At 70.0% G+C, this 24,262-nt stretch carries 19 protein-coding genes; 2 read left to right on the top strand and 17 right to left on the bottom strand.

What is annotated here, in order from left to right:
* Positions 1 to 133: 133 nt before the first annotated feature.
* From ACZ7SW_RS36000 to ACZ7SW_RS35970, 7 genes are all read right to left on the bottom strand, one after another.
* Positions 134 to 634 (bottom strand): hypothetical protein, encoded by a 501-nt coding sequence (locus ACZ7SW_RS36000; protein ID WP_470234832.1) that lies wholly within the window; start codon positions 632 to 634, stop codon positions 134 to 136.
* 352 nt (positions 635 to 986) lie between these two features.
* Entirely contained in the window at positions 987 to 2,174 is a 1,188-nt protein-coding gene (locus tag ACZ7SW_RS35995) for an MBL fold metallo-hydrolase (RefSeq protein WP_470234831.1), read from the bottom strand.
* A gap of 190 nt (positions 2,175 to 2,364) precedes the next feature.
* Positions 2,365 to 2,637, bottom strand: coding sequence for a hypothetical protein (locus tag ACZ7SW_RS35990; RefSeq protein ID WP_470234830.1), 273 nt, complete (start codon positions 2,635 to 2,637; stop codon positions 2,365 to 2,367).
* On the bottom strand, positions 2,634 to 3,650 hold the full coding sequence (gene gntD, locus ACZ7SW_RS35985; RefSeq protein ID WP_470234829.1) for a guanitoxin biosynthesis L-enduracididine beta-hydroxylase GntD: 1,017 nt from the start codon (positions 3,648 to 3,650) through the stop codon (positions 2,634 to 2,636). Before gntD ends, ACZ7SW_RS35990 begins: the two co-directional genes overlap by 4 nt.
* 3 nt (positions 3,651 to 3,653) lie before the next feature.
* Positions 3,654 to 5,354, bottom strand: a complete 1,701-nt coding sequence (locus ACZ7SW_RS35980; protein ID WP_470234828.1) for a carbamoyltransferase family protein — start codon at positions 5,352 to 5,354, stop codon at positions 3,654 to 3,656.
* Positions 5,355 to 6,067: 713 nt separating this feature from the next.
* Entirely contained in the window at positions 6,068 to 6,325 is a 258-nt protein-coding gene (locus ACZ7SW_RS35975) for a DUF6924 domain-containing protein (protein WP_470234827.1), read from the bottom strand.
* A gap of 59 nt (positions 6,326 to 6,384) precedes the next feature.
* Positions 6,385 to 6,537, bottom strand: a complete 153-nt coding sequence (locus ACZ7SW_RS35970; RefSeq protein ID WP_470234826.1) for a hypothetical protein — start codon at positions 6,535 to 6,537, stop codon at positions 6,385 to 6,387.
* 321 nt (positions 6,538 to 6,858) lie between these two features.
* Here ACZ7SW_RS35970 and ACZ7SW_RS35965 point away from each other — a divergent pair, with 321 nt between their 5' ends.
* Positions 6,859 to 7,092 carry a hypothetical protein gene (locus ACZ7SW_RS35965; protein WP_470234825.1) on the top strand — a complete coding sequence of 78 codons (234 nt, stop codon included), beginning with the start codon at positions 6,859 to 6,861 and terminating at the stop codon, positions 7,090 to 7,092.
* A gap of 111 nt (positions 7,093 to 7,203) precedes the next feature.
* On the opposite strand, the gene ACZ7SW_RS35960 is transcribed toward ACZ7SW_RS35965, so the two are convergent.
* From ACZ7SW_RS35960 to ACZ7SW_RS35930, 7 genes are all read right to left on the bottom strand, one after another.
* A complete protein-coding gene (locus tag ACZ7SW_RS35960; protein WP_470234824.1) occupies positions 7,204 to 10,611 on the bottom strand; it encodes a BTAD domain-containing putative transcriptional regulator in 3,408 nt (1,135 codons plus the stop codon).
* Between the two features lie 72 nt (positions 10,612 to 10,683).
* The gene (locus ACZ7SW_RS35955; protein WP_470234823.1) at positions 10,684 to 14,331 is read right to left on the bottom strand and encodes a BTAD domain-containing putative transcriptional regulator; all 3,648 of its coding nucleotides are present in this window, start codon (positions 14,329 to 14,331) and stop codon (positions 10,684 to 10,686) included.
* Positions 14,332 to 14,672: 341 nt separating this feature from the next.
* Entirely contained in the window at positions 14,673 to 15,302 is a 630-nt protein-coding gene (locus ACZ7SW_RS35950) for a helix-turn-helix transcriptional regulator (protein WP_470234822.1), read from the bottom strand.
* Positions 15,303 to 15,387: 85 nt separating this feature from the next.
* Complete coding sequence (locus ACZ7SW_RS35945) at positions 15,388 to 15,588, bottom strand: hypothetical protein (RefSeq protein WP_470234821.1); 201 nt, start codon at positions 15,586 to 15,588, stop codon at positions 15,388 to 15,390.
* 141 nt (positions 15,589 to 15,729) lie between these two features.
* Positions 15,730 to 18,435, bottom strand: coding sequence for an AAA family ATPase (locus ACZ7SW_RS35940; RefSeq protein ID WP_470234820.1), 2,706 nt, complete (start codon positions 18,433 to 18,435; stop codon positions 15,730 to 15,732).
* Positions 18,436 to 18,693: 258 nt separating this feature from the next.
* Positions 18,694 to 19,323: a helix-turn-helix transcriptional regulator gene (locus tag ACZ7SW_RS35935; RefSeq protein ID WP_470234819.1), complete on the bottom strand. Its 630-nt coding sequence runs from the start codon at positions 19,321 to 19,323 to the stop codon at positions 18,694 to 18,696.
* A 67-nt stretch (positions 19,324 to 19,390) separates the two neighbouring features.
* A complete protein-coding gene (locus tag ACZ7SW_RS35930; RefSeq protein ID WP_470234818.1) occupies positions 19,391 to 20,035 on the bottom strand; it encodes a helix-turn-helix transcriptional regulator in 645 nt (214 codons plus the stop codon).
* 231 nt (positions 20,036 to 20,266) lie between these two features.
* Between ACZ7SW_RS35930 and ACZ7SW_RS35925 the strand changes: the two genes are divergently transcribed.
* Positions 20,267 to 20,575 (top strand): hypothetical protein, encoded by a 309-nt coding sequence (locus tag ACZ7SW_RS35925; RefSeq protein ID WP_470234817.1) that lies wholly within the window; start codon positions 20,267 to 20,269, stop codon positions 20,573 to 20,575.
* Positions 20,576 to 20,617: 42 nt separating this feature from the next.
* Here the strand turns inward: ACZ7SW_RS35925 and ACZ7SW_RS35920 are convergent, their stop codons facing one another.
* Genes ACZ7SW_RS35920 through ACZ7SW_RS35910 form a run of 3 tightly spaced genes read right to left on the bottom strand, consistent with a single transcriptional unit; the run spans position 20,618 to position 23,615 of the window.
* Positions 20,618 to 23,203 (bottom strand): helix-turn-helix transcriptional regulator, encoded by a 2,586-nt coding sequence (locus ACZ7SW_RS35920; protein ID WP_470234816.1) that lies wholly within the window; start codon positions 23,201 to 23,203, stop codon positions 20,618 to 20,620.
* A complete protein-coding gene (locus ACZ7SW_RS35915) occupies positions 23,203 to 23,331 on the bottom strand; it encodes a hypothetical protein (RefSeq protein WP_470234815.1) in 129 nt (42 codons plus the stop codon). The genes ACZ7SW_RS35920 and ACZ7SW_RS35915 overlap by 1 nt, the downstream gene beginning before the upstream one ends.
* 35 nt (positions 23,332 to 23,366) lie before the next feature.
* Positions 23,367 to 23,615, bottom strand: a complete 249-nt coding sequence (locus ACZ7SW_RS35910) for a hypothetical protein (RefSeq protein ID WP_470234814.1) — start codon at positions 23,613 to 23,615, stop codon at positions 23,367 to 23,369.
* Positions 23,616 to 24,262 lie beyond the last annotated feature (647 nt).

The raw sequence follows: 24,262 nt of genomic DNA, 5'->3' as shown, positions 1-24,262 counted from the left end.
TGGGGCTGCCCGGGCCAGCGACAGCCTGCGGACATCACCGCTGCGCCGGACGAAGCACGACGCCGCCGTCCTGACTCCGTACCCCTGCCCCAGGCTGCCGCTGAGCGGCAGCCTGCGTCGGCGGGCAACTCCGTCACCCGATGTCGGCTGGCATGTCCGGATGCCAGAACCGCCCCACCTCGCTGGTCACTTTGACCGCGCGCGGCGGGGCCGGTTCAGCGGGCCAGATCTGCACCAAGCCCTCCCCGATCCGCCGGCCGCTCATGCCCCGAGCGTGATAGCGAAGACGGTGCCAGCCCGCCCCGCCGGGCAGCTGCGGCAGCAGACACTGCAGCGCGCGACTCCAGTCGGCCACCGCGAGTTCTCCGGTCACGGAAAGGTGACTCACCTCCGCGATGTCGTCGAAGGACCGGTCGCACTCCGGCTCGTCCGCCGTCACGGTCACCGTCAACAACATCTGGGACGTACGCCACCCGGTCCGGCACCGCACCGTGCCCGGCTGGTCCTCGATCAGTCCGCTGGTCCGCAGCGTCGGCAGCGCTGTCCCGGCCGGCGGATCTTCGACGAGCAGAAATTGCGCGAACCGAATGGTCAACGGCAGCCAGTCCACAGACAACGACGACGAGTCCGGCATGAATCTCCGCTATCTCCCATTTCCGAGGAACCCTAACAACCGCTTTCGGAAGCCAGGAACGGCTCCGGAAAGCGGCTCAGAATGACGGCACGACGCACGCGCACGGCGACGCCCGGACATCCCGGCGATTCATGATCCCGGGAAGCGACCGGGACCGCACGCCGCACGTCCGCGCATGCACGCTACACCGAAAGCGGGGCAGCGCAATGGCTGCCCCGCGAAGAAGGGGAAACGACAAAACTGATTTCCCGGAAGCACCCTGCCTGCCGGGCACTCACCCGTACGAGCGAAGAAGGCCCAGAGCAAAGCACAGTCCGCGTCGGCACGAGGGCGGCCGCCCTCCGCAATCGCCCTATTTGACCACCGGAATGCTCATCAGGTCGCGTCCGACGACCACCGTTCCGGCATACCCCGCTTTCGCCTGCCGGACCCAGCCGGCTTCGTCCAAAGTTCCGCTGAAATCGCCGATGTGCGACAGCGCCAGATGCGGTACGTCGGCTCGCTGCGCGATTTTTCCGGTGTCCGACACCACCGTGTGGCTCTTGAGCATGTGATCGGCGGCGACCGCCGGGAGGCCGCCCTTCTTCGGATCGCTGATCGCTTCGTGCACCAGCAACTGCGAGGACCGGGCAAGGGAGATCAGGTTGTCCGTCGGCGTGGTGTCCCCGGAGAACGTGACCGAGCCGAACTCGGTGTCGAAACGGAACGCGAACGAGGGAAAGACCGGGCCGTGCGGAACCAAGGTCGCGGTGACCCGGACCCGGTCGTCCTCCATCACCGGAACAGGGGACATCGGCGGCGCCGTCTTGCCCGCCGCGCTCGCGCCGACCGCCGCCGGGATCGGGATCTCGTGGACGATGCTCAGCGACCGCGGGTCGCGAATGCCGGTGTCGCGGATGAAACAGTTGCTGCTGTAGGCGAACGCATCGTGACAGTGTTCGGTCATCTTGGCCGTGCCCGGCGTCGGATCCGCCGGGTTCACCGTCGGCGCCGAACCGCCCTTGAACGGCGGCGACAGCGCGCCGGCCGGGCCCGGGCCGTAGACATTGACCGGAGGGAGGAGGTCCTTGTCTCCGGAAAGGCCGAAACCGCCGCTCAGGAAAAACGTGAAATAGTCCATCACGTGGTCGGCGTGCAGATGAGTCAGGAAGATCCCCTTCATCGACTCGAACCGCAGGCCGGCGGCCTTGTACTGGTTGACGGCGCCGCGGCCGCAATCGATCACGTAGGTGGCCCCGTCGACCACCAGCGCGGACGAAATGCCCATCCGGCCGGTCTGATAGGGCGGGCCGGCCGAGGTCCCCAGCAGCACGACCCGGAGTTTCGCCTGTTTCCCGGGATCCGGGGCCGGGCTGGTCGCGGCGCTCTGATCGCTGCCGGACGTGCAGGCCGCCAAAACCCCGGTAGCCGCCAGCCCGAGCCCGCCGAGCATTCCGCCGCGCAGCACCGACCTCCGGGAGCGGACGTCGGCGCCTTCCTGACCGCGGTCCGCTGCGGGCTTGCCTCCGCCACAGCAGCTGCCCTCGAAGGGTTCTGTCATCGACTGCTCCATCCTAGGTTGTCGGCCAGCCCGGCCGCCCGAACGCGTGCCGTTCCGGAAGTCTATTGTGGACCGGTCAGCTCGTCCGTGCCTCGCACGAACACTGTGCGAACTTTGTCCAGAAACGCCGTGACGCTGCGGCCTGTCCAGCGCAGAAGCGAGAGACCGCACGGCCCGAGGGGCCGCCCGGCTAGGCGGCGTCCGAGTCGTCCGCCCGGGACAGCTCGGCAGTGTGCCGACGCGTTGCCCGTGCGCAGCCGTCCGCGTCGACCAACGCCATCGAGAGTTGCAGCACCAGCGCACGCGCCGCCGCGACCGCCACCCTGATGCTGTCCGGGTCACAAGATGCGCTGGACGTCTGCCGGAGCTGCGCGACCCGGAGCGCACGAACGCACTCCTGCGCGGTGTCGGCCGCGGATTCCAGTGCGTCCTCGACAATCCGCACGGGCATCGCGCTGCTCATCCGGCATCTCCCCCGGCGGCGATGCCCGCGTCGACTACCCGGCCCTCGGCACCCGACCGGGTCTGCCTGGAACGGCGGAGGTCCCGGGTCACGCTGACCCGTTTGAGCCACCGGTCCCGCCCGTCGTACCGCGCGACGAAAGGCTTTCTCCCGTGCACGGCACGGAAATTGTCGACGAACGCCATCTCGCCCGGGTCGAGTGCGATGCCCGTCTGCAGGCGGCTCAGCTCGCCGGACAACGCCCGGAACGCTTCGGCCGCTTCGAGGTCGTCCTCGTCCCACTCGATGAAGTAGTCGTCCACCACGAGGTACGGGTCGCGTTCGTCGCCGAACAGCAGGCCGGTGTTCCGCGCTCCCGGCGGGTTCTTCCCGAGCGCCTCGGCACGGCGGAGGTGCTCCGGGTCCGGCAGGAGCCGGTACCGCGGCTCCCGGAGCACGCGGCGGTGCCGCTCGCTCAGCTCGACCTGGTTCATCGGGGCATACGTCGTCGGCACCCGGTCGTCGTTGCGCAGGCACAGCAGCCCGAGGTAGTCGCAGCGCAGATCCGAGAACGCGTCTTCGGTGTGCAGGTCGAGGAGGCTCGCGCTGCTGCCTGCGTTCTTCTCGTCCTCCTGCCCGGCGATCGGCAGCAGGTCCTGGACGAGCTTCCCGTCCTGGACTGTGTTCCACGCGTACACGTCACCCAGGACGGAAGCCGCCAACGTCAGGTAGGACGCTTCGAGAAGGTTGTCGTCCGAGTCCCGCCAGTGCCGCGGGGTCGAGCCGATCGCCTCGTCGTCGACGTGCCAGCCGCCGACCACGCACGCGCTGGCTTGTTCCCGGTACCGGAACGAATGCAGGAAGTCGACCAGCCGTTCCGGAAGACGCCGCCGCGCGGCAAGGATCCGGCGGTGCAGCGGCGCGTCCGGATCCGCCGCCGCGAACTTGCGGACGACTTCCCGGGTCTCGGCGGCTTCCGCCGCGGTCAGGTCGAGCCGGTCCACTGTCGTCTGTTCGGCCGTCGCTTGCGCCACCCGTCAGCCCTCCCGGACCGCGACGCAGTCTCCGATGACGACCGCGTCGATCTTCGTGCCGAGGAAAGTCGCGATGGCGTCCTTCGGGCTGCACACGATCGGCTCGCTGTCGTTGAACGACGTGTTCAGCACCATCGGCACGCCGGTCAGCTCGTGGAACCGGGAGATCAGGCGGTGGTAAGCCGCGTTCGACTCGCGCGAAACTGTCTGCACCCGGGAGGTTCCGTCGACGTGCACGACGGCCGGGATCGAGTCCGCGCGGCCGCCGGCCGCCGAACAGGTGAAAAGCATGCACTGCAGCGAGTCCGACCACCGGCCGATTTCGAACCAGGACTCCGCTTCCTCGGCGAGAACGCTTGGCGCGAACGGACGGAAACTTTCCCGGTGCTTGACCTTGTGGTTGAGCATGTCCCGCATGCCCGGATCGCGCGGGTCGGCCAGCAACGACCGGTTCCCGAGCGCACGCGGGCCGAGCTCCATCCGGCCCTGGAACCAGCCGATGACCTTGCCGCTCGCGATCGCCTCCGCCGCATAGGAAGCCGGATCGTCCAGTTCCCGGTATTCGAGCCCCGCTTCGTCGAACGCAGCGCGGATCTCGTCGGCGGAGTATTCCGGTCCCACGTACACGGTGTCCGTCGTCGGCACCAGCGGAGTGCCCGAGGGCTGTTCCTGGTAGTAGGCAGTCAGCGCCGCGCCGATGGCGGTTCCCCCGTCGTTCGGCGAAGACGGGATGTACACGTTGGCGAACGGGCCGATATCTTTCAGCCGACCGTTTGACGTGCAATTCAGCGCGACGCCACCGGCATAGCAGAGGGTTTCCGCGGGATGCAGCTGATAAGCACGATTCGCCAGCGCGAGAAGGACTTCGTCGTTCCACTCCTGCAAAGCCGCGGCGATATCCCAATGCCGCTTGTCCAGCTGCTCGCCCGACGAGCGCCGGGGCCCGAAAAACGATTCGAGCCCGTCATACCGGCCCATCCGGAACTCGAACACGTCCGGCAGGACTGCCAGCTCGTCCGGCTTGCCGGCGATCTCGAGCATCGCATTCCGGTACTCCGCCGGGTCGCCGTACGAGGCCAGCCCCATCACCTTGCTGGCGTCATAGGGCGAGAAGCCCAGATAGTCGGACATTTTCTCCCAGACGAACCCGATGGAGTTCGGATAGGCGATCTCCCCGGTCTTCCGCATGACCGGCCCGTCGCCGGCCCCGAACAATCCGGTGGCCACCTCGCCGATACCGTCGACCACCAGCAGCGCGGCCGATCCGTCACCGCACGGATAGTACGCCGACCCGGCATGGGCGACGTGATGCGGAATCCACCGGAACCGATCCTCGACCGGCGCTCCCAGCAGCTCGCCCAACGCCTCCGGAATCCGGCGGACCGCACCGGTGAACGCCGCCTCGCCGGCCGCACTCCCCCAGTCGCCCGGAAGGCTCAGCGCGTCCAGTTCGAACTCCCGCTCGCGCAGTCCGAGATCGAACGAGCAGGCGACGAGGTCGACGTCCTCCGGCCGCAGTCCGGCGAAATCCAGGCAGAATTTGATGGACTCGATCGGAAGAACGTCTGCATTGTCGATATCCGCCGGTTTCCCGTGCTTCACCCGGTTGAATCGTTCTTCTTCGACCGCCGCCAGCACTCTCCCATCGACAATGATTGCCGCCGACGACTCGTGGTAGACACAATTCACGCCCAAAACGTTCACGGGAATACCCCTTCGACAAGAGGAAGCCGCCATCACGCAGCTGTGCGGCTGCGCAGTGAAGGGAATTTGTTGTTGCTTTGTCTTCGGCCGAAGTCTAGGTCGGCGCAACCGCGAAACCCAGCGGAGGCTAGGCCGTTCGGCCCACCTTTGCCTGAAGGGGCAACCTCGCTGGCGAAGCCGCCCAGCACCGGCTGCCGGAGACCCCCCGGACGGGGAGCGCACGCACTGCTCAAGCGGGTTCGAGCACCCGGCTGGCTCCAGCGGAGCGCTGGCTCCAGGGGAGCCGGGTTTCGATGACCTGCGACCCTGCGCAGGTCATCCACGCGCGGAAGATGGAAATTCCGCATAGTACCGGCTGATCCGGTGCCCGTGCCCCAGGCCGGTCGCCGGCTGCGACGCCAACGCGCCCGGCAACCCGCCCGTCAGCCCGGCCGCTTCCGCGGCGGAGCAGCAAAACACCGCTCCGGCCCGCGACACGACACCCGAACCCGCCCCCATCCGCATCCGGCTGCGGACACTGAATGCAAGCCGGCGCGTGAGATCGTGTCACTCATCCGGCGGGGCGTCGCGGATCGCCCGGAAATGTCCGTGAAGGGCTCCTTCCGGGACTTAGATTCCCTCAAGGGGCCCTTCACGGACGAGCGGCGCGCCCGAGCAACTGCGCCAGGCGAAGCACCATTTTGGACGTCTTTGCCGCCAAGGGAGGGACCACTTCAGCGGGCCGGACTCAGCCGACCCGGCAACTGTCCCGGACGCCGCTTCACGAACGCTCCACAACGGCCGGGGGCCTTGCGCAGCCCGCTGTCACGAAGCCGGGGGCCACCGGGCAAGTCCGGGACTCGGCCGTAGAGCAGATGTTCGCGCAGTACTCCGTCGTCGTCGACGCGATCCGCGAACTCCTCCCAGCCCATATTCGAGATCGACAGGAACGGCGTGCGGCAAAGCGCGGAACGACCGGCCGGCCGGCGCACCCGGCCACCCCCTCTCCGGATAAGGGTCGGAGCCCAGGTCCACAACCAGAACCGGATGTTCAGGGAGTGCGGATCGTCGTTTCGCCGACTACCAGAAAACGTGCGTGGTCGCCCGGATCCGGCAAGCGCTCCAGCAGCCTCGCGGCAGGCAGGCCGGTGAAGTCAGGGTCGTCGACATAGGCCGCACAGGCGACGAACTCATCCGGCGTCACCCACTGAGCGGCGCCTTCACTTGTTCCCAAGCCGCCTGATCGGAAAAGTCAGTGCGGACCGCCGGCGTCTCCGAGGTCAGTGGCAAGGTTTTCGTCATGTTCCCTCCTCGTAGCGGTGCTGACGACCGCACGCGCGGGTCAACCGCGCGCGCTTCCTGACAGGGCGGTTGACCCTACTCCCATGGAAAACACTCTTGAATTCGCCGGCCGGGGAGAATATCCGTACTTCCCGCCAGTCATCCTGCCCTGCCCGCACTTTCCGAAAACCCCGGTTGCCCTATTCAATAGTCGGGACAGCGCACCCGATCCCGAGGAGAAAACATGAAGATCCGACGTTCCCGCACGATTCTGACCGGCTTCGGGCTGGCCGCCGCAGCGGCTGCGATCTCATTGGCCGGCGCCGGCACCGCGTCCGCCAGCGGCGGATACCTCGCCCAGTGGTATCCGACGTACGGCCAGTGCCAGTACGCCGGCAACGTGTATGCACAGCAGGGGATCATCCACCAGTTCAGTTGCACGCCCCAGAGCAACGGGTACGCCCTGATCGGCCGCTAGCCCAGTCGCTCTCGCGGCGAGCAAGCAGGGCGCGCGGCCATCCCGGCAGTTCCGCGCCCCGCTGCTCTCCGCGGGGCGGCATCCGGACCATTCGGATCCGGTCCGACCGGGTCACCCAGCTTCCGGATAGCTCATGCCCGCCTGGTCCGGCAGTGTTGCAGTCCCGCCAGCCGCCGCATACCTGGCCCGAGCACGGCGAATCGCCCACTTCGCACCGAACCTTGCGTATCCGTCCACTGCTTTTGCCAGCATCGCACGGGCATCGTCGTAACGCCCGGCAAGCGCCAGCAGTTCTGCCGCGTCCTCCGCCGACCAAGCCAGTTCGACCGCCCAGCCGACCTCCTCGTAGTGCTTCACGGCGGCCAGAACCGGATTCGGTTCCCCGGTCGCGAGCCCTCGGCACCGGGCAGCGGCAGCCGCGGCTCGCGCCGGCTGTTGCTCCCTTGCGGCTTCCGCTTCAGCCATCTCGACCGCGCGGCCGGCCACTGCGCGGTCGCCCGCCAGCTGCGCGATCCGGACGATCTCGGGCAGCCAGTGGCGCAGCGAAAGAACCGGCAGGTAGCCGTCATCGAGCAAGGGCGCGACCGCGCACAGCGCCTCCGCGAACTGCCCGGCGCGCTCGGCCGCGTACGCCTCGGCCATGATCAGGAAGTCACTGGACGCCCGTTCCTCGGCCGTCAGCAACGGGATGTCGTCGGCCGCGGCGAGGTGTTCGGCCACCTCGGCAGGACGGTCCTGGAACACGGCGATCAGGGCGGCGATTCCGCGGAGCCGCAGCAGCATCGGCCCCGGGTCGCGCAGCCCTCCCACGGCTGCTCCGGCCCCCATCGGGACGGCCGCGGCTTCGGCAAGCGCTGATTCCCAGTGCCCGGTCCAGAAGGACGCGGTCGCGGCGTAGTCCGGCAAGCCGGCCAGCCGATGGTGGCGGGCTGCCGCCGCTACGACACCGAGCGCTTCCTCGGCTTCGCCGGGCCGGTCGAGACTCAGCAGGCTGGCGATGCGGTTCGCCAGCATCCCGACATACAACTGGCCGAGTTCGGCGTTCGCGGCCACGCCCGGAACCGCCTCCAGCAGCCGCACTGCCTCGTCCGCGAAGCGCAGCGCTTCGAGATGGTTCCGGTCGGCAGTATGGAACATCCAGACCGCAGCCAGAGCGCACGCGCCCGCGAACGCATCGCTCAGCGCCTCCGCCTCGCCGGCCGCGGCACGCACGGTCTCCTCCGCCGCGAGCCGATCGCCCAGGCCGAGAAACTCTCGCGCAGCGAGCGACGCCCGGCAGCGAACCCGCCACTTCTCGGAGATTCCGGCCGCGTCCGCGGCCTCGCGCAGGGTCTCTGCCGCCAGCCGTTCCCGGCCCTGCCGGGCGTAGACCGAACCGAGAAGCCAGCGCATTTCCCCGGCCAGTTCCGGATCGCGCGTCGAGGCCAGTACCGCCAGCACCTCATCTTCAGGAGCCTTTCCCAGCCGGTACAGCACCCGGGCCAGCGCCGCTCTGAGCCCGACGACCCGCGGATCCGCCGGATCCGCGGCGACCCGCACGCGCCGCAGCAAGTCGACGCCGATCTCCGGTGCCCGGGTCGCGACTGCTTCACCGTGTGCGCACACCCATTCGGTCATCCACGGGTCTACCGTCAACGGCATCGCGGTGAGCTGCCGAGCGACCGTATCGATCGACGCGCCCGACCGCGCGAGGCGTTCGGCAGCCTGCCGGTGCAGCGCCGCCCGTACCGGCGGCGGCATTCGTCCGTACAAAGCCTGCCAGATCAACGGCTGCCGGAACGACATCCGGTCGCCGTTCGCGACCGTCACGCCCGCGGTCGTCGCTTCTTCGAGCATCAAGACCAGCTGGACCGGGGACGCGGCGACGACCACCGCGAGCTCGTCCACCCGGAAGTCCCGCCCGAGCAGGGCGGCCTGGCGCAAGACCTCGAGTGTTTCCGAGGGAAGGAACGCCAGCCGGTGCGTCAGCACACCGGCCAGGGACTGCAGCTCCGCACCGCCGGTTTCCCCTTGCCGCACCGAAATTTCAGCCAGTTCCCGCAAATACAGCGGGTTGCCGTCCGCCTGTCCGGCGATGGTGCGGAGTCCGCTCCCGGCGGGCACGCCGAGGCCGATCAGCAGCTCTTCGACGGCCCGGCCGGACAGGCTGCCGAGCTCGAGCACAACGCCGCCGCACTGCTCGGCCACCGTGCGGAGGCGGTCGAGCGCGGCACGGTCCGGAACCGTCCGACACGCCCCCGCTACCAACAACGGCAACGTGCGCGACACGCGGGCGAGTCGCTCCCAGACGGTCAAGCTCGCCGCGTCCGCCCAGTGCAGATCGTCCAGAACGACCGCGACCGGGCCGTCCGTGCACCAGTTCCGCACCTTCTCGACCAATTCGTCCGCCGAAGCCGACATCTCGCTGCCGCCGAACAACCCGCCGTCGGCGGGCGAATCGCCCCCCGGCCCCAGGCATTCGGTCATCGCGCGCAAGGTAAACCGTTGCGCCAGCTCGTCCCCGGTTCCCCATCGGACCCGTACCGCGGCCGTGTCGAACCCGGCCAGGCCGACGGCGAGCATCTCGGACTTGCCGATCCCCGGCGGGCCTTCGATCCAGACGACGCTCCCGCATCCTTCGGCGAGATCAGCCACGGCCTGTTCGAGACGGCCGAGTTCGCCGCGGCGGCCGACGAACGCGGCCGCGCGCGGCCGCGGACGGCGATTGTCCCGGACCGCGGAAGCCGGGGCGCGGCCCTCCGCCGCCATGTGCGGATCGTTGACCAAGATGCGCTGATGGATATCGGCAAGACGGTCGCCGGGCGCGGTGCCGAGTTCCGCGGCGAACGCCTGCCGTGCGAGCCGGAACTGGTCGAGTGCGTCCGCCTGGCGCTCGCAGCGGTACAAAGCGATCATCAGCAGCCCGCGCAGTCCCTCGTGCAACGGGTACTGCGCGACCAGCGCCGTCAGCTCGGCGACCAGCTCGCGGTGTTTCCCGGCGCGCAGAGCTGCGGTCGCTCTCGTTTCGAGGAGGCTGAGACGGGTGTCCAGGAGGTGCTGCCGGCAACTCGCCGCGAACGGCCCCGGCAAGCCCGTCAGCGGTTCGCCGCGCCACAGCGCGAGTGCCTGGTCGGCCAGCGCGGCCGCCGCGGCCGAGTCTCCTCGTGCGAGCGTTTCCACGGCGGTGAGGCTGACCGCGTCGAACTCGCTGGCGTCGAGGGCTCCCGCGGCGAGCGCCAGCCGATAGCCTGGGCCCTCCGACGCCAGCAGCCCGCAGGCGGAGCGCCGGGACCGATTCGGTTCGAGCACCTTCCGCAGCCCGGAAATGTAGGTGTGGATGCTCCCGCCCGCAGTGGCCGGAGCGTCCTGTCCCCAGACCGCGTTCACCAGCTCCTCACGCGATACCACGTGCCCGTGCCGGAAGACCAGAACCGCCAGCAGGGCCTGCTGGCGAGCCGGGCCGAGACGCAGCTCCTCGCCCGCTCGGGAGACCCGCAACGGACCCAGCACCGACACGCGCAACGCGTTGGATTCCGTCATCCGCGGCCTCCTCGCTCTGCCACCCAGCCCGACAAAGTTCCCGGAGTGTAACCACGCGGCCGTGCGGCCGGTTCACGAGCGCCGTTCACTGACCTCTGCCACCGCCAGCGATACCGCCTCGGACATCGCTCCGGACACCTTCTCCGCGAGTTCGGCCCGGGTCTCGAAACCGAGCTTCTGCAGAGCGGACGAGAGGTGGTAGTGCACGGTCCGCCGGGCCAGGCCCAGCCGCGTCGCGACCTCCGTATTCGAGGCCCCGGCGGCGACCAGGCTCGCGGCTTTTCGTTCCACCTCCGACAACAGCTGCCAGCCGAGCAGATTCGGCTGGCCGGCCGCCACGTCGGAACGCGGTGCCCCAGCCGCGGCCATCCGCGACAGCAGTGCGGCGCTGTCGGCCGCCGCCCGCAATCCGCTGAAGATCGTCAAGGCGTCGTTGCAGACGCCCCCAGCCTCGTCCGGCCGTCCGCGCTGCGCCAGGAGCACAGCCGCGTCCGCGAGCGCTTCGGCCATCTCCACGTGCCGGCCTGCCTCGCCGAGCTGCCGGACCACCTTGAGCATCCCTTCCGGATCGTGGCCTGCCAACGCCGTGCACCAACCCAGCGCGGTGGCCGCGCGCGCCTGCGGAATCTCGCGGGCTGCCTCGGCATCGCAGACACTCAGCGCGCTCCGGACAGTGTTCTGGTCGTCAGCAGCCTGGGCGAACCGGATCAACGCCGGCATCCACAGGTAGCGCATGGTCATGTTCCCGTACTCGAAATCGAGCAATACGTCCATCGCGGCCACGCCCGCCGCCGGCCCGCCCCGTCGGGCTGCGTCGAAAGCCCGGGCCATCACCAGCAGGTCGCTGTTCTCCTGGAAGCCGCGCGTCCGCAACGGCAAGTCGTCTGCCTGGGCCAGCCGCTCCCGAACCGTCCCCCATTCGCCTCGGCGCGCGGCGATCAGCGCCGCCACTCCGTGTTCCAGCAGCGGCGCTTGCAGCCGAAGGTCCGCGGGCCCGGCGACGAACTCCTTTTCGTCGACCAGGCCGAGTTCGGCGACCGCCTCGTCCCAGCGGCCGAGCCAATACAGATGGACAGCGGTGACCACGTGCACCCGGCCCGACCGGGGCCGCACCCGGCCGGCCAGATCGCGCATCCGGTCGAGGGTCTGGGTCGCCTCCGGCAGCCGGTTGAGGCTTTGCAGCGTCGTCGCGCGGTTGTCCAGCAGGTCGAGCGTCTGCCGGTTCAAATGGCCGATCGGGGTGGCCTCGGCCAGAGCCCGGTCGATGTGCTCGAACGCCGCCAAGTGATTGCGGCGGACCGTTTCGGCGTACCAGAGCTCCTGCCGGGAATGCGCCATCTCGGTGCGGTCGAAGGTGCTCGTCGCTTCGGCCAGCACCGAGCGGGCAGTCGCTTCCGCGCGCTCGAGATCTTCCAAGCCGGTCCGCTCGAACTGCGCCCGCAGCCCGCGGCAGCGGATCTGCCACAGCTGCGGCGCAGTCCGGGATTCTTCGACCGCGCGGAGGATGTCGATCGCCTGGTCGACGTCGCCGGTCCGATAGGTCAAATGCGCGAGGATCCAGCTCAATGCCGCCGCCTCGCCCGCATCGACCGCCGCTTCCAACGCGGCGCGAGCGTCGTCGATCGGATGCCGCCCGACGCGGAACATCCACCGGACGCGCAGCACTCGGAGAGCGTCGCGGACATTCCCGGCGACCGGTGCGCCGGCCGAAGCGCGTTCGAGCAAGTCCGCAGCAGCGATCGGATCCTGCGCTGCGACCGCGTCGACGTGGGCCAGCAGCCACCGCGCCACCCATTCGTCGAAATCCGCTGACACGGCGAGCAGCTGCGCCGCCACCAACAGGACTGACGCGCCCGACTTCGCGAGTGCGGCCGCCGCCGCTCGGTGCCGGGTGCTCCGCTCTGCCTCGGAGATGTCCCCGAGCAGCACCTCACGCAAGGCGACGTCGCGAAAACCGAGACCGCGCGCGGTGTCCACCAGGATTCGGGCGGCGGTCGCTTCGGCCGTGCGGCCGACCAGGTCCGAGGCCGGCACCCCGACGATGCACGCGAGATCGGCCAGCTCGAAATCGTCGGTGAACAAAGCCGCCGCGCGCAGCATTTCCCTGGTCTCGTCCGAGACCAGGGAAAGACGCCGGTCGGCGATCCGGGCGACGACATCCGCCAGCCGCGCCTCGGCGCTCGGCGGTAGCTGCGCCACCTCGTCCTCGAGTTCCAGTGCCCCGGCCGTCACGACGGCGTCCAGCAATTCCTGCACATCCCGCGGATTGCCCGCAGCCGCCCCGGCCAAGCCCGCGAGAGCCGGCCCAGGACTGGCGTCCGCGCGCGCCGCGACGAGTTCGAGAACCTCGTCCCGGCCGAGCGGACCGAGCTCCAGGACTCGCCCGCCCACAGCCGTGATCGCCCTGCGCATCCCGATGATCTCCTGATCAACGGAACCGGCCCGCGACGTCCCGACGAGCAACAGCGGCCGACGTACGGTGAGGCGGGCGAGCTGCTGCCAGACCAGCCGACCAGCCGGGCCGGCCTCGTCGACATCGTCGATCACTACCGCCAGCGGGGCTTCGGCGCACTGCCGGGCGATCGGGCGCACGATCCCGTCGGCTTCGGAGAACTGGGGAGTTTCCGGCTGGTCGCCGTCCGGTTCCGGACCGACCAGCGAGCTGCCGGTCAGCCAGACGGTCCGGTGGCCCGCGGCGCGCGCCGAAGCGAGAATCTCGGACGCCAACGCGGTCCGCCCGGAACCCGGTTCGCCCTCGACCCACGCACAGCCGCCGCGGTCGTGCGGCAGCCCGGCCAGCAACGAACGCAGCATGCGGAGTTCGCGCTGCCTGCCGACGAAAGCCGCGGGACGGGCGGGTTCCGGATGACCCGGCAGCACGATCGCGTCCCCGGCAGCCGGTCCGACTATCTGCGGGGAACCGATCCGCAGGTCCGCAGCGGTCACCGGCTCGTTCCGGCTGATCTTTTCGGCGATCTGCCGCAACGCCGCGGCCGGGGCCAGCCCGAGGTCCTCGTCCAGCGCCCGTTCCGCCTCCCGGTAGACCGCCATCGCGTCGTCTGGCCGGCCGCTGCGGTACAACGCGGTCATCAGCAGCGCCCGCGCCCCTTCCCGCAGCGGATGTTCGGCGACGAAGTCCGCCATCCCGGCCATCGCCTCGTCGTTCCGTCCCAACAGGAGCAGCAGTTCCGCGCGCCGCTCCCGAGCGGACCGGCCCGCTTCGTCCAGCCGGGCCCGGTGCGGTTCGAGGAACGGCCCGGCGACCCCGGTGAGCGCCGGACCGCGCCACAGCGCCAGCGCGCCATCGACTGTCCGGACGGCGGCCTCGATCTGGCCGTTGTCCCGGAGGCTCTGCGCGGTGGCGCACAGCCGCAGGAATTCGCGGTCGTCCAGGCCGTCGGGCTCGGCTTGGAGCAGGTAGCCGCCGCCCGGGGAGAGCAGTACCGAAGCGTCCGCCGCGCCGCTCGTCCCGGAGGGTTCGACGACCCGCCGGAGACCGGAGATGTGGGTGTAAATAATGCCGACGGCCTTGGCCGGCGGGGTTTCTCCCCACAGCCCGTCGACGAGTTCCTCGCGCGACACCACTTCGCCGGCCCGCAGGGCGAGCATCGCGAACAGGGTCCTCCGCTGCGCCGGCCCGAGATCGACCTCGTGGCCGTCGAGCCGGGCGCGCACCGGCCCGAGCAGTTCGACGCGCAAGCCGGACTGGTCGGCGGGCATCATCGCACCCCCGGGGCGCGGGCAGGCACGCCCGGAACACGTCTGGCGGCAAGCCACACGCTGCTGGAACGGTCGGGAACACGTGCGGCATCGTTCACGCGCGAATCGTAAAAGACAGCGCGGCTAACTGCCCAATCTTGATTCTCCGACGGGAGCCGACGGCAGCTTCGAGTTTACAACCGGTTAGCCTCGCTTCCGGTCAAAACATCACACGAATTGCCGCCCGCAGTCATTCGCCTGTTCCCAATTTCAATGACAACGGTGGACACCGAGGAGGACCTGAAATTGTCTCAAATAAGCAGGGGCGGGCCAGCAGTCGCATACCCGAAAATCAATGTGATCTAAATCACTCCGGATCGCAGTGCTTCGGCTACCGCATGCGTACGGTTGCGCAAGTCCAGCCGGCCGGTGATGCCGTAGACGATGTTCTTGATCGTGCGTTCCGCGTAGCACAGCTCCGCCCCGATCTCCGCGGTGTCCAGTCCCTCCGCCATCAGGCGGAGCACCTCCCGTTCCCGCTCGTCGAGCCCGAGAGCGGCCGGACCGGCAGCCTCCGCCCTCGACTGCTCCAGACCGTCGGCGAGCTCTCGCACCAGCTCCGCGCCGGAACCGCCCGCCCCGGCCGCCGCCGCCCGGACGCTCGACCGCAGCCGGTCGGAATTAGCGCTCGACCGGGGCACGACCGCGACCACCCGAAATTCCGCCGCCGTCCGAAGATCGGCATGGGCGATCTCGTCGACCACCAGCACGACCGGCAACGCCCCGTCCCGCGAGATCTGCCGCAGCAACGCGACCACCTGCGGCGTGAGGCAGTCGGCCGCGAGCACGATGACGTCCGCGCTTTCGTACTCCCGCGCGGGGACGACGACCAGTGCATCGTCCCCGTGCAGGAAACTCGCGAGACCTGCCCGACTGAGCGAGTCCGCCGCGTCGACCACGACTCGGACCCGCGGGGTGGTGAAGCGTTCCATGACAAGTCCTCTGGCTGGTGACATGACCGGAGAGAAGGATCTGCCGGACGCCTTCACAACAGCTCTACGCCCGTCCGGCGGCAAGTCACAGCTCCAGGATCAGCTCCGCGTTGCAGGCCGACGGGCACGGCATCGGCTGGCCGCACGACGAACAGCGCCCGTCCTCGCACGTCTGGTGCTCGAGCAAAGCGGCCGCCGCCGTCATCCGATAGCCCGCGAGCACCGCATCCCAAGCGGCACTCTGCGAAACCGGGTGACTGGGCTTCTGTTCCCGTACCTTCGTCATTGTCCTCACGCCCTTCAGCTGCTACTGCCGAAGCGTCGGGCTCGGACGACCCCTGGCCGAGGGAGCTGGCGCTTACGGACTGTTCGTCCGACCTGTCCAATGCTCGCCTTCGCGACTTCACAAAGGCTCTACCGCCCACTATTAGCGCTGAAACTCGCCCGCCCGCACAGCCGTCGCCAGCTCGACCCGCGATTGACACCCGGTGCGCGCGAACAAGCGGCCGAGACGGCTCTCGACACTCTTCTCGCTGGTCTGCAGGACCAGCGAGAGCTGGCGGTTGCTGAGACCTTCCGCCACCAGCGTGGCGATCAGTTTCTCGTTCTCCGCCAACGCCTGCGCCCGGCCGCGCACCAACTCGCCGCGCGTTCGCATCACGGTGCGCAGCCACGCCCGGTACAGCGGCACGTCCAGCGATTCCAACGTCTCGTACAGCCGGCTCAGCGGGCTGGCATCCCCCAAGCCCGCAGCAGCGAGCCGCACCACGGCACCGGCCAGCTCCAGCGGATTGTCCCGCTCGCGGGCGAGGTGCAGCGCAGCATTCGCCTTCTCCTGGTCGTGTTCGACGATCGCTTGGGCGATCAGCGAGCGCAGCGTGGCTCCACCGGACTTGCTGAGCGCGACGCCCCTCGCGGCTCGCGCCAATGCATGGTCCGCCGAGCCGCTGCCGCCGACATGCGTTTCCACTTCCGCGAGCTGCGCCCACAACCGTTCGACGCCCAGCACGATGCCGCGTTGCTCCGCATAGTCCAAGCCGCGGCGAAGGAACGCCCTTGCCGCGTCCCAGTCACCGACCAGCTGGGCGATCCCGGCCTCCGCTCCGTCCAGCAGGTGCGGCAGCTGAGTCATCGTCGCGCGCGCTCCGTCCAGCAGCTGACGTGCATAGCCAAGCTGGCCTCGGGCGCCCAGGGTCAGGGTCAGCCAGTGATACATCGCACCATGCACGAGGTCATTCCCAGGGGCGAGGCCCAGCGCGATGCAACGCCGTGCCAGCTCCTCGCCGGTCTTCCCATCGCCGCGCTGCATCGCCAGGACTGCCCGAACCGGCGCGGACAGCAGCTCCGCCGAGCAGCCGGCAGCCAGCAGCAATTTGTCGACCTTGTTGCGGTCTCCGGCAAGCAGCGGAGGAGCGATCCGCAGCTCGACCAGGTCCAGCTGACGCTGTCCTTCTCCCGGCGGAAGTCGTCGTTCCGCCTCGTCGGCGCACCGCTCGAAACTCTCCCGGCGGCCCTGCAACAGGTGCGCCTGCGCGCTGACCGACCATGCGAGACTCGCCGACAACGGGCTGTCCTGCCATTCCGCCCGAGTCCGCACCAGCAGTGCGATGCTCGCATCGCACAGTCCGGCGAGCAGCAAGTCAGTCGCTTTCCCGATCGCCCGGTGCCCCGGCGCATCCGCACCGTCGGCCCGGTCCCGCACACCGTGGCCGAGGGCATGCCGGATCAGCGCAAGGACGTGCGCCAACTCGTCCAGTTCGGCTTGGCCGAGGCCGGCCTGCTCGGCGAGCAGCACACGTTCCGCACTGTCCAGTCCCTCTTGGTAGGCGCCCAGCCGAAAACACTCGACCGCGTGCCGCACCAGAATCGACGCGCGGCCGCCGTCGTCGGCCATCAGGTTGGCAGCAGCGCGCAAGCACCGTTCGCGACCGTCCGCTGCGGCAGACCTCTCCGCGAGAGCGAGCAGCTCCGCGCACGCGCGCTCCGGATCGACCAGTTTGCCGGCCGAGATCAGCTGATCCGCATAGAAGTCCGGCTCGTCGAGCTCGATGCCAGCGCCCCACAACGTACGCACCGCGGCCTGGGCCAGGTGCCGACGCTCGTACGGCCCCAGCCGGCTGACCAGTGCAGTCGCGACGAGCGGCACGCGGAAGCGCCATCCGGATCGCCCGCGCCGGAGCACTCCGGCGCGGGTCAACGACCGCAGAGCCCGGGCAGCTTCCGCCGCGGACTGCCCGGACAGCTCAGCAAGCAGGTCCGGCAGCGCCGCACCGAGCGGCGCGAGAGCGGCAGCTGCCTTCGCAGTCGACCACGCTTCCGAGCCCATCCGCCGGATCGCGGTGAGCAGCGGGTGGTCCTCGGGCAACACCGGCGAGTCCAGCCGCTCCGCGAGGTAGGCGCGCCGATCGGCGACCCGGATCGCGCCGTCCCGGCAATAGGACGTGACGGCACCGACGAGCGCCGCCGCGTTTCCGCCGGTCAGCTTTCCGAGGTGGGCGACGAGCTCGGGCTCGCACTTGGCGTGGAGCAGGTCTGCCGACAATTCGGAAAGTTCGGCCGCTCCCGCCGGGCGCACCGTGCGCACCGAAGCCATGCCCAGCGCGGCGAGCCGGGCCACTGTCTCCCGGATCGGGTCGCGCACCGGCAGCTGCGCGGCGACCACCAGCGTCAGCTCGGGCGCCGCACCGCGGACCAACTGTTCGAGCGCACTCAGCGAATGCGGGTCCAACCATTGCGCGTCGTCGATCAGCAGCGCCTTGACACCCGCCCGGCGAACGCTGGCGAGGATCCCGGCGACAATCTCCTCCGCAGTACCGTGGACTCGCCCCGGACGGTGCACCGGGAGCCAGCTGGGAGCAAGTTCTGGCTGGTCAGGCGCGAGTGCGCACAATGTCGCGTACAGCGGCACTGCCAGTGCGTGCGGAGAGCATCCAAGCAGCACCGGCGGAGTTCCGCGATCCGCGAGCGCGTCCCGCAGCCCGGCAAGAATCGTGCTGCGCCCGCACCCGGCGGGCCCGGCAAGCGCCGTCAGGCGCGGCGCGGTCCCGGAAGAGATCGCTTCGGCCAATTCGACGGCGATCGTCGCCGCGCGGCTTCCCGGAGCGGCTCCTTCAGCTACGGCCATGGCGGTCATGGGTTCGAGCACCTCCACGCAGAATCGGAATGGAAACCCCGGGACCGGGCCGTCGCGTCCCGGACCGCAGTGCGGGATTGGCCCGGCGGCCTCCGGACCAATCCCGCATCGCTGCCGGCCGGCCCGGGACGCAGACCGGCAGATCGCCTCGATCCCGGACCGGCAGGGTCTGCCCGCGACCCGGAAGAGGTCGGTGTCCAGGTTCTCCCGGTCTTCTTCACGGTGTCTCAAACGCGAACCGGCTCTGGGGGAGGCTGGTCAGAGCACGCCGGCCCGCATGGCGTACGCGACCGCGTGCGGCCGGTTGCGCAGGTTCAGCCGGGTCGTCATCGCGTAGACGATGTTCTTCACCGTCCGCTCGGAATAGCACAGCACCTCGGCGATCTCGACGGTGTCCCGGCCGTCCGCCATCAACTTCAGCACGTCGACTTCCCGTTTGGTGAGCCCGGACGCGTTCAAACCGAGAGGCGCCAGCACTTCGCGCTGCAGCCGCTGCACCTGATTCAGCAGTTCGCCGAGCAGCTCAGGCGGCATCGCGCCGCGGCCGGCCGCGGCCGCCGCCACGGTCGCCGCCAGCTGGTCGCCGGCTGCTTTCGCACGCGGCAGCATCGCGACCACGCGGCATTCGACCGCGGTGAGGACGTCCTCGTTCTTGAACCCGCCGGCTATCAGCACCTTCGGCGCGGGCTCGGCCGCATGCAGTTCGCGCAACCGGGCCGCGGCTTGCGGAGTCATCCGGTCGATCTGCACGACCGCGACGTCAACCGACGTCTGATCCGCGCGGTCACCAGGGACCAGCGCGAATTCGCTTCGGAGTCCCAAACAGGACACTAGGCCCGCATGCGTGATCGGATCGGACGCGTGCACCACGACTCGGACCGGTTTCATGATCTTTCCTTCCTGCTGTGCCAAAATCCGGCCGCCTCCCGCCGACCGGGTGTTCCGTCCCCGCCGCTCAGATCATTCCGGCCCGGATGGCATACGCGACCGCATGCGCGCGCGACTTCAGGTTCAGCCGCGTCATCAGGCCGTACAGAACGTTCTTCACGGTTCCCTCTGAGCAGCTGATCCGCTCCGCGATCTCCCCGGTCGCGCACCCTTTCGCCATCAGCCGGAGAATCTCGCGTTCCCTCGCGGCCAGCCCGAAGAGCGTCAGATCATGCGCCTCGAGCAGGACGTCGCACACTCCGGCGAGCTGGGCGAGCAGCGCGCCCTGCAGATCCGAAGGCAGCAACGCCGCGCCCTTGCTCACGGCGAGGACAGCCCCTACCAAGCCAGTGGCGTCCGCTGCCGCACGCGGCAGGACGGCCGCCACCCCGCACTCGATCGCAGGCATCAGGTCCTCGTGCCGGAACTGGTCGGCGATGAGCACGCACCGCGGCGACGCTCCGGCGCCCGCTTGCTCCCGCACACCGCGCAAGTACGCGAAAGTCGCCTTGCTTACCGCCTGTTCCGCAGCCATCACCACCACGCGGGGATCGCGGCCCGCGCCGAACGTCCCGTCCACAACGCGCAACTGCGGTGCCACCCGCAGTATCGCTTCCAATCCCGCACCGCTGACCTCGTCGCTGGTACAGGCCAGCACCTCGACGACCTCCACAGCGCCTCCTCGTGAGCGACCGTGCCACTTCCGTTAGCGTGGGGACGTCGACTTCACGATTGCTCAACGCCCAGGAAACGCCGCAGAAACCGGCCAGCAGGGGTCGATCGGGCAGCGATCGCCGACGGATGTCCCCGGTCCCCGGCGAGAGCCCGCATCAGGATGGCTCCGGTCACCACAATGACTCGACCGTGCCGAGCCACCAGCATCGTGCCCGTCGAGGGGAACCCTGTGAACCTGCTCAACAGTGCAGAAGCAAGCGCCGACACCGACTCGCCCGGCTTTCCCAGCGCAGTCACCCTCCCGCAACTGGAACTCGCCCGACAGCTCGACCAGTACGTCGCCGATCTCGCCCTGGTGACGGCCGCCCCGCAGGACGACTTCGCCGAGCTGCTCGCCGGCTTCCAGTCCGCAGCGGACGCGCTGCGCGCCGCCGAACGGCAAGACGCGGAAACTTGCGCCAGGTGTCTTCGCACGGCGCTCGCGCACCTGCGCCGGGTCGAGCGGATCAAGACACCGATGCCTGAACCGCGGGCGTGACACCCCGAACCACGCCGGTGTGTCGGCCTCAGCCAAGGTCGTTCACGCGCCGATCGGGTCCGATCGGCGCGTCGCCGTCGCCCCGGCCAGCTCGACCCGAGTCCGGCAGCCGGTCTTCGCGAACAGCCGGGACAGGTGGTATTCGACGGTCTTCTCGCTCACCTGCAACGCCCCGGCGATCTGCCGATTCGTCGCCCCCGCCTGGACGAGGCCCAGCACCCGGACCTCGGTCTCGGAGAACACGCCGTCCCGCGCCTTCGGCCGGGGCGCGGCAACTCCCCGCCGGCGCATCGCCTCGCGCAGCGGCGCGCGGAGTGCGACCGCGCCCAGCCGCCGGACGAGGTCGTGCGCCTCGTGCAGCCACTCGCGCGGGTCCTCGACCAGCGTCCCCGCCAGCAGGCACGCCTGGACCAGATCAGGCAGGTGCCCGCGCCGGCGCGCCAGTTCGGCGGCCGTCGCGGCGGCAACGGTGTCCACGCCCGCCGCCGCGCGCGCCATCAACGCCGCGAACCGGTGCGCCGAACTCTCCCCGCCCGAAGGCCCGCCGCCGACCGCCGCGAGCACGACCGCACCCTGATCGGGCCGGCCGCTGCTGGCCGCGATCGCGGCCAGCCGTGCCAGCAACACCGCTCGACCGGTCTCCCGGCCGCTCGACTGCACCGCGCCGTAGCCACGCCAGCCGAGCTCGAAGGCCGTGTCCCGTTCTCCGGCCCGCCACCGCATCCCGCATTCGACCCAGGACCGCCACGCCGCGGTTTCCGGCTGCTCGGAGCCTCGGCCCAGCCATGCCTCCGCCTGCCGCAGATCGTTCTGGACCGCACAGATCTCCGCGGCCAGCAGGCGGGACATCGCCCGCAGCGCCTCCGGTGCCTGCCCGGCCAGCTCCAGGCTCCGCGCTGCTGACAACGCGTCGTCCCAGTCGCCGGTCTCATAGCCGGCCAGCACCCGCCGGTACAAGGCGGGCGGGTGCTGGACCGCGTCCGACCCGGTGCCCAGGACCGCGGTCGACAACGTCTGCAAGTCCCAGCGCTCGGCCGCTTCGACCAGGTCGCCGACATCGGCCGGAACGGCCAGCCAGCCCTGTCCCAGTTTCTCTGCCCAGGGCAGCAGATCCACGTGCGAGACACCGGTTCCGGCCATCCATCGAGCCCAGGTCGCGTCGGCGCCGGGCAGGATCGACGGAATCGCCGCCGGCAGAGGCCGAGCGGTGTGCAGCGCCGCGACGGCCGCCGAAGCCGCCAGCTCGGCGGTCAGCTCCTCAGCGTCCAGCAGGTCGAGAATCTCCGCGAACCGCCCCGCGCCGAGAAGCAGGCCGGCAAGCCGGGACAACGCCGCGTCCCGGTTCTCCGGTTCCAGTCCGCGCAAAGCGAGGCGATACCAGTCGACCGCGCGCACCGGGTCGGTCGCCGCCACGCGATTCGCCTGGACCTCAAGAAAATTCGCGAGCGCGGACGTCACCGGCAGATCCGGTCCGGCGAGCGCGAGGTGATCGGCGAGCGCATGCGCGTCGACCACGGACGACGTAGGACCGAGCAGACCCTCCGCGAACGTCCGGTGCAGCCACGCCGTGCGGTCTCCGGCGTCCGCGCGCACCCGGCCGCCGAGCGCGGCGGACGGGCAGCTGAGCCGACCGGCCGGGTCGCAGTCGAGCGCGCCCCCTGCCACCAGCTCGTCCGCCGCGCGGCCGTAGTCCGCCACTTCCCGGCCGGTGACCTCGGCCAGCGCCGGAAGGTCGTCCATGCCGAACGGAGCCGGCCCGCTCGCCAGGACCATCAGGTCCGCGGCGGCCGACCCCAGGCGTTCGATCCACGCGGTCTGCCTGGTCGCGGAGGGCAGCAGGAGCGGGCCGTCCCCGGCCAGGCAGATACGGCCGTTCACCGTGGTCAGCCGACCACCGTCGAGCAGGCTCCGAGCCGTCGCGGACAGTGCTTCCGGGTCGCCGGCCAGCGGACCGAGAGCGGTCCGGACGGCCTTGACCAGGTCTCCGTCGACCCGGCCGCCCGCGATCTTGGCCAGCAGATCGCCGACGCTGTCCTCGGCCAGTGCGCCGAGCCGCACCACCGCGTCGGCGAGTTCGTCCAGTTCCGCGGGCACCCCCTCCGAGCAGGTGTCGTCGCAGCGGGACGCCACGACCAGATGACCGGGGCCGCACAACGGCGCCAGCGCCAGCGCGGGAGAACCGACCGCATCGACGTCGTCGGCGAAGAACGCGGCCCGGGTCCCGCCGGCGACGTGACTCACCATCCGGGCTACCTCGACCAGCAGCATCGAGCGGCCCTGCGGAGAACCGTAAGCCTCCTGGCGGTACAGCTTCTCGACCCGTGCCGCGGCGGCCGCCATCCGGGGCTCCCCCGTGTCCGCTGCCCGATCGCGGACCGCCGAAATCACCGCGCCGGCACCGAACTCGTCCCAGACCGGCAGCGGTTCGCCGAACGACACGAACAGCGTCGGCACCCCCTGGCTCTCCCAGGCTTCCCGCGACTGGCGCAGCAGGGCGGATTTGCCGATGCCCCGCCGCCCGCGGACGACCGCAAGCGTGTGCCGGTCCGAATGCCCGCCCCGCAGAGCCGCGTCCAGCACTGACAACTCAGTTTCCCGGCCGACCACCCACGTCCGTACCGAGCTCATCAGCGGTTCTCCCTTGTCTCCGTGACCAGCGCGCCGCCCTGCTCCCCCGGCCGTGACGAGCAGTCCGCGCCCGGGCCGGCGACGTCCGCCGCGGGCATGCACCCAGACGTCACCTGCCGTTTCGTCATGCCGCAATCGTCATGGGAAGCACTTCACGATCGCTTCATTCGAAGCTCGCCCGGTCCTGCGCCAGCTCCGGAGCAGGCAGCTTGGCGGCGCTGTGCACGCCGTCGCACACGTCGCTGAACGCGCCGCGGAGCGAGTTCGCGCGCTGCTGCAAGGCTGCCACCCGGTCTGTCACGCGGTCCTGCAGCCAGGTCTCGGACGGAAACCTGCCCGCGGCGCATTGCCGGTCCGCGGCGTCGCCGGAGCCGTCAGCGGGATCCATGTCGGCCCGCTCCGGTTTTCCCACCGTTCTTCCCTTCCGTCAGTCGGCCGAGGGAGGGAAGAACGAACTCGTCCTCCGCCCCCCGCTGCCGGTTCGCCGCCTTCGGTTCGCGCGCCGCCGAGTTCGTTCCAGCGCACCGGAACCGCGGCCAGCTGCTCGAGTCGGCAGCTGGCCGCGTCCGAGGGAGGGCCGCCGGTCCGCGACCGCGACGTCGGCAGGGTCCTGCCCCACCGTCCTCCAGCTCTTCCGATGGCCTGGTCGACGGGCCTCCCCGCGGCCCGCGGCATGCGACTGCTCGGAACGCCCTTACCGCGCTCCGAGCAGGTACGGCTTAGCCCGGACGAGCAGGGACGTTCCGGTGAGCGAGCCGTCTCGCCCGCGCGTCGTCAACGCCCTGCACTGTCTCACCCCGGCCGGTGCCGTGAGCGGACGGTATTCCGATCGCAACGGTGGCCGCGTCGGCGAGCGGAGGACGGTGCGCTGGCCCCCGGGAAACCACTCGCGAAGGTCCGTGACCGCCGGAGCCAAGCCGAGATCCGCGGACAGGCGGTCCGGCCGGGATCGGCTTCCGATCCCGCCCAGCCTCCCTGTCTGCCACTGGGCCCGCCAGGGCGTCCCCCCCGCCAAGCTCTCCCCAACCCCTTCCTTGTACCACCCCTGTTCGACCCACC

The sequence above is a fragment of the Amycolatopsis sp. NPDC114484 genome (assembly GCF_055633755.1).
Note: the sequence above shows the minus strand (reverse complement) of the source record. Positions and strands in the feature narration are given on the sequence as shown.

Bases quoted from the DNA above. Each gene is read 5' to 3' on its own strand.
- ACZ7SW_RS36000 (WP_470234832.1), bottom strand. From the start codon at position 634: ATGCCGGACTCGTCGTCGTTGTCTGTGGACTGGCTGCCGTTGACCATT.
- ACZ7SW_RS35995 (WP_470234831.1), bottom strand. From the start codon at position 2,174: ATGACAGAACCCTTCGAGGGCAGCTGCTGTGGCGGAGGCAAGCCCGCA.
- ACZ7SW_RS35990 (WP_470234830.1), bottom strand. From the start codon at position 2,637: ATGAGCAGCGCGATGCCCGTGCGGATTGTCGAGGACGCACTGGAATCC.
- ACZ7SW_RS35965 (WP_470234825.1), top strand. From the start codon at position 6,859: ATGAAGATCCGACGTTCCCGCACGATTCTGACCGGCTTCGGGCTGGCC.
- ACZ7SW_RS35960 (WP_470234824.1), bottom strand. From the start codon at position 10,611: ATGACGGAATCCAACGCGTTGCGCGTGTCGGTGCTGGGTCCGTTGCGG.
- ACZ7SW_RS35955 (WP_470234823.1), bottom strand. From the start codon at position 14,331: ATGCCCGCCGACCAGTCCGGCTTGCGCGTCGAACTGCTCGGGCCGGTG.
- ACZ7SW_RS35950 (WP_470234822.1), bottom strand. From the start codon at position 15,302: ATGGAACGCTTCACCACCCCGCGGGTCCGAGTCGTGGTCGACGCGGCG.
- ACZ7SW_RS35945 (WP_470234821.1), bottom strand. From the start codon at position 15,588: ATGACGAAGGTACGGGAACAGAAGCCCAGTCACCCGGTTTCGCAGAGT.
- ACZ7SW_RS35940 (WP_470234820.1), bottom strand. From the start codon at position 18,435: ATGACCGCCATGGCCGTAGCTGAAGGAGCCGCTCCGGGAAGCCGCGCG.
- ACZ7SW_RS35935 (WP_470234819.1), bottom strand. From the start codon at position 19,323: ATGAAACCGGTCCGAGTCGTGGTGCACGCGTCCGATCCGATCACGCAT.
- ACZ7SW_RS35920 (WP_470234816.1), bottom strand. From the start codon at position 23,203: ATGAGCTCGGTACGGACGTGGGTGGTCGGCCGGGAAACTGAGTTGTCA.
- ACZ7SW_RS35915 (WP_470234815.1), bottom strand. From the start codon at position 23,331: ATGACGAAACGGCAGGTGACGTCTGGGTGCATGCCCGCGGCGGACGTC.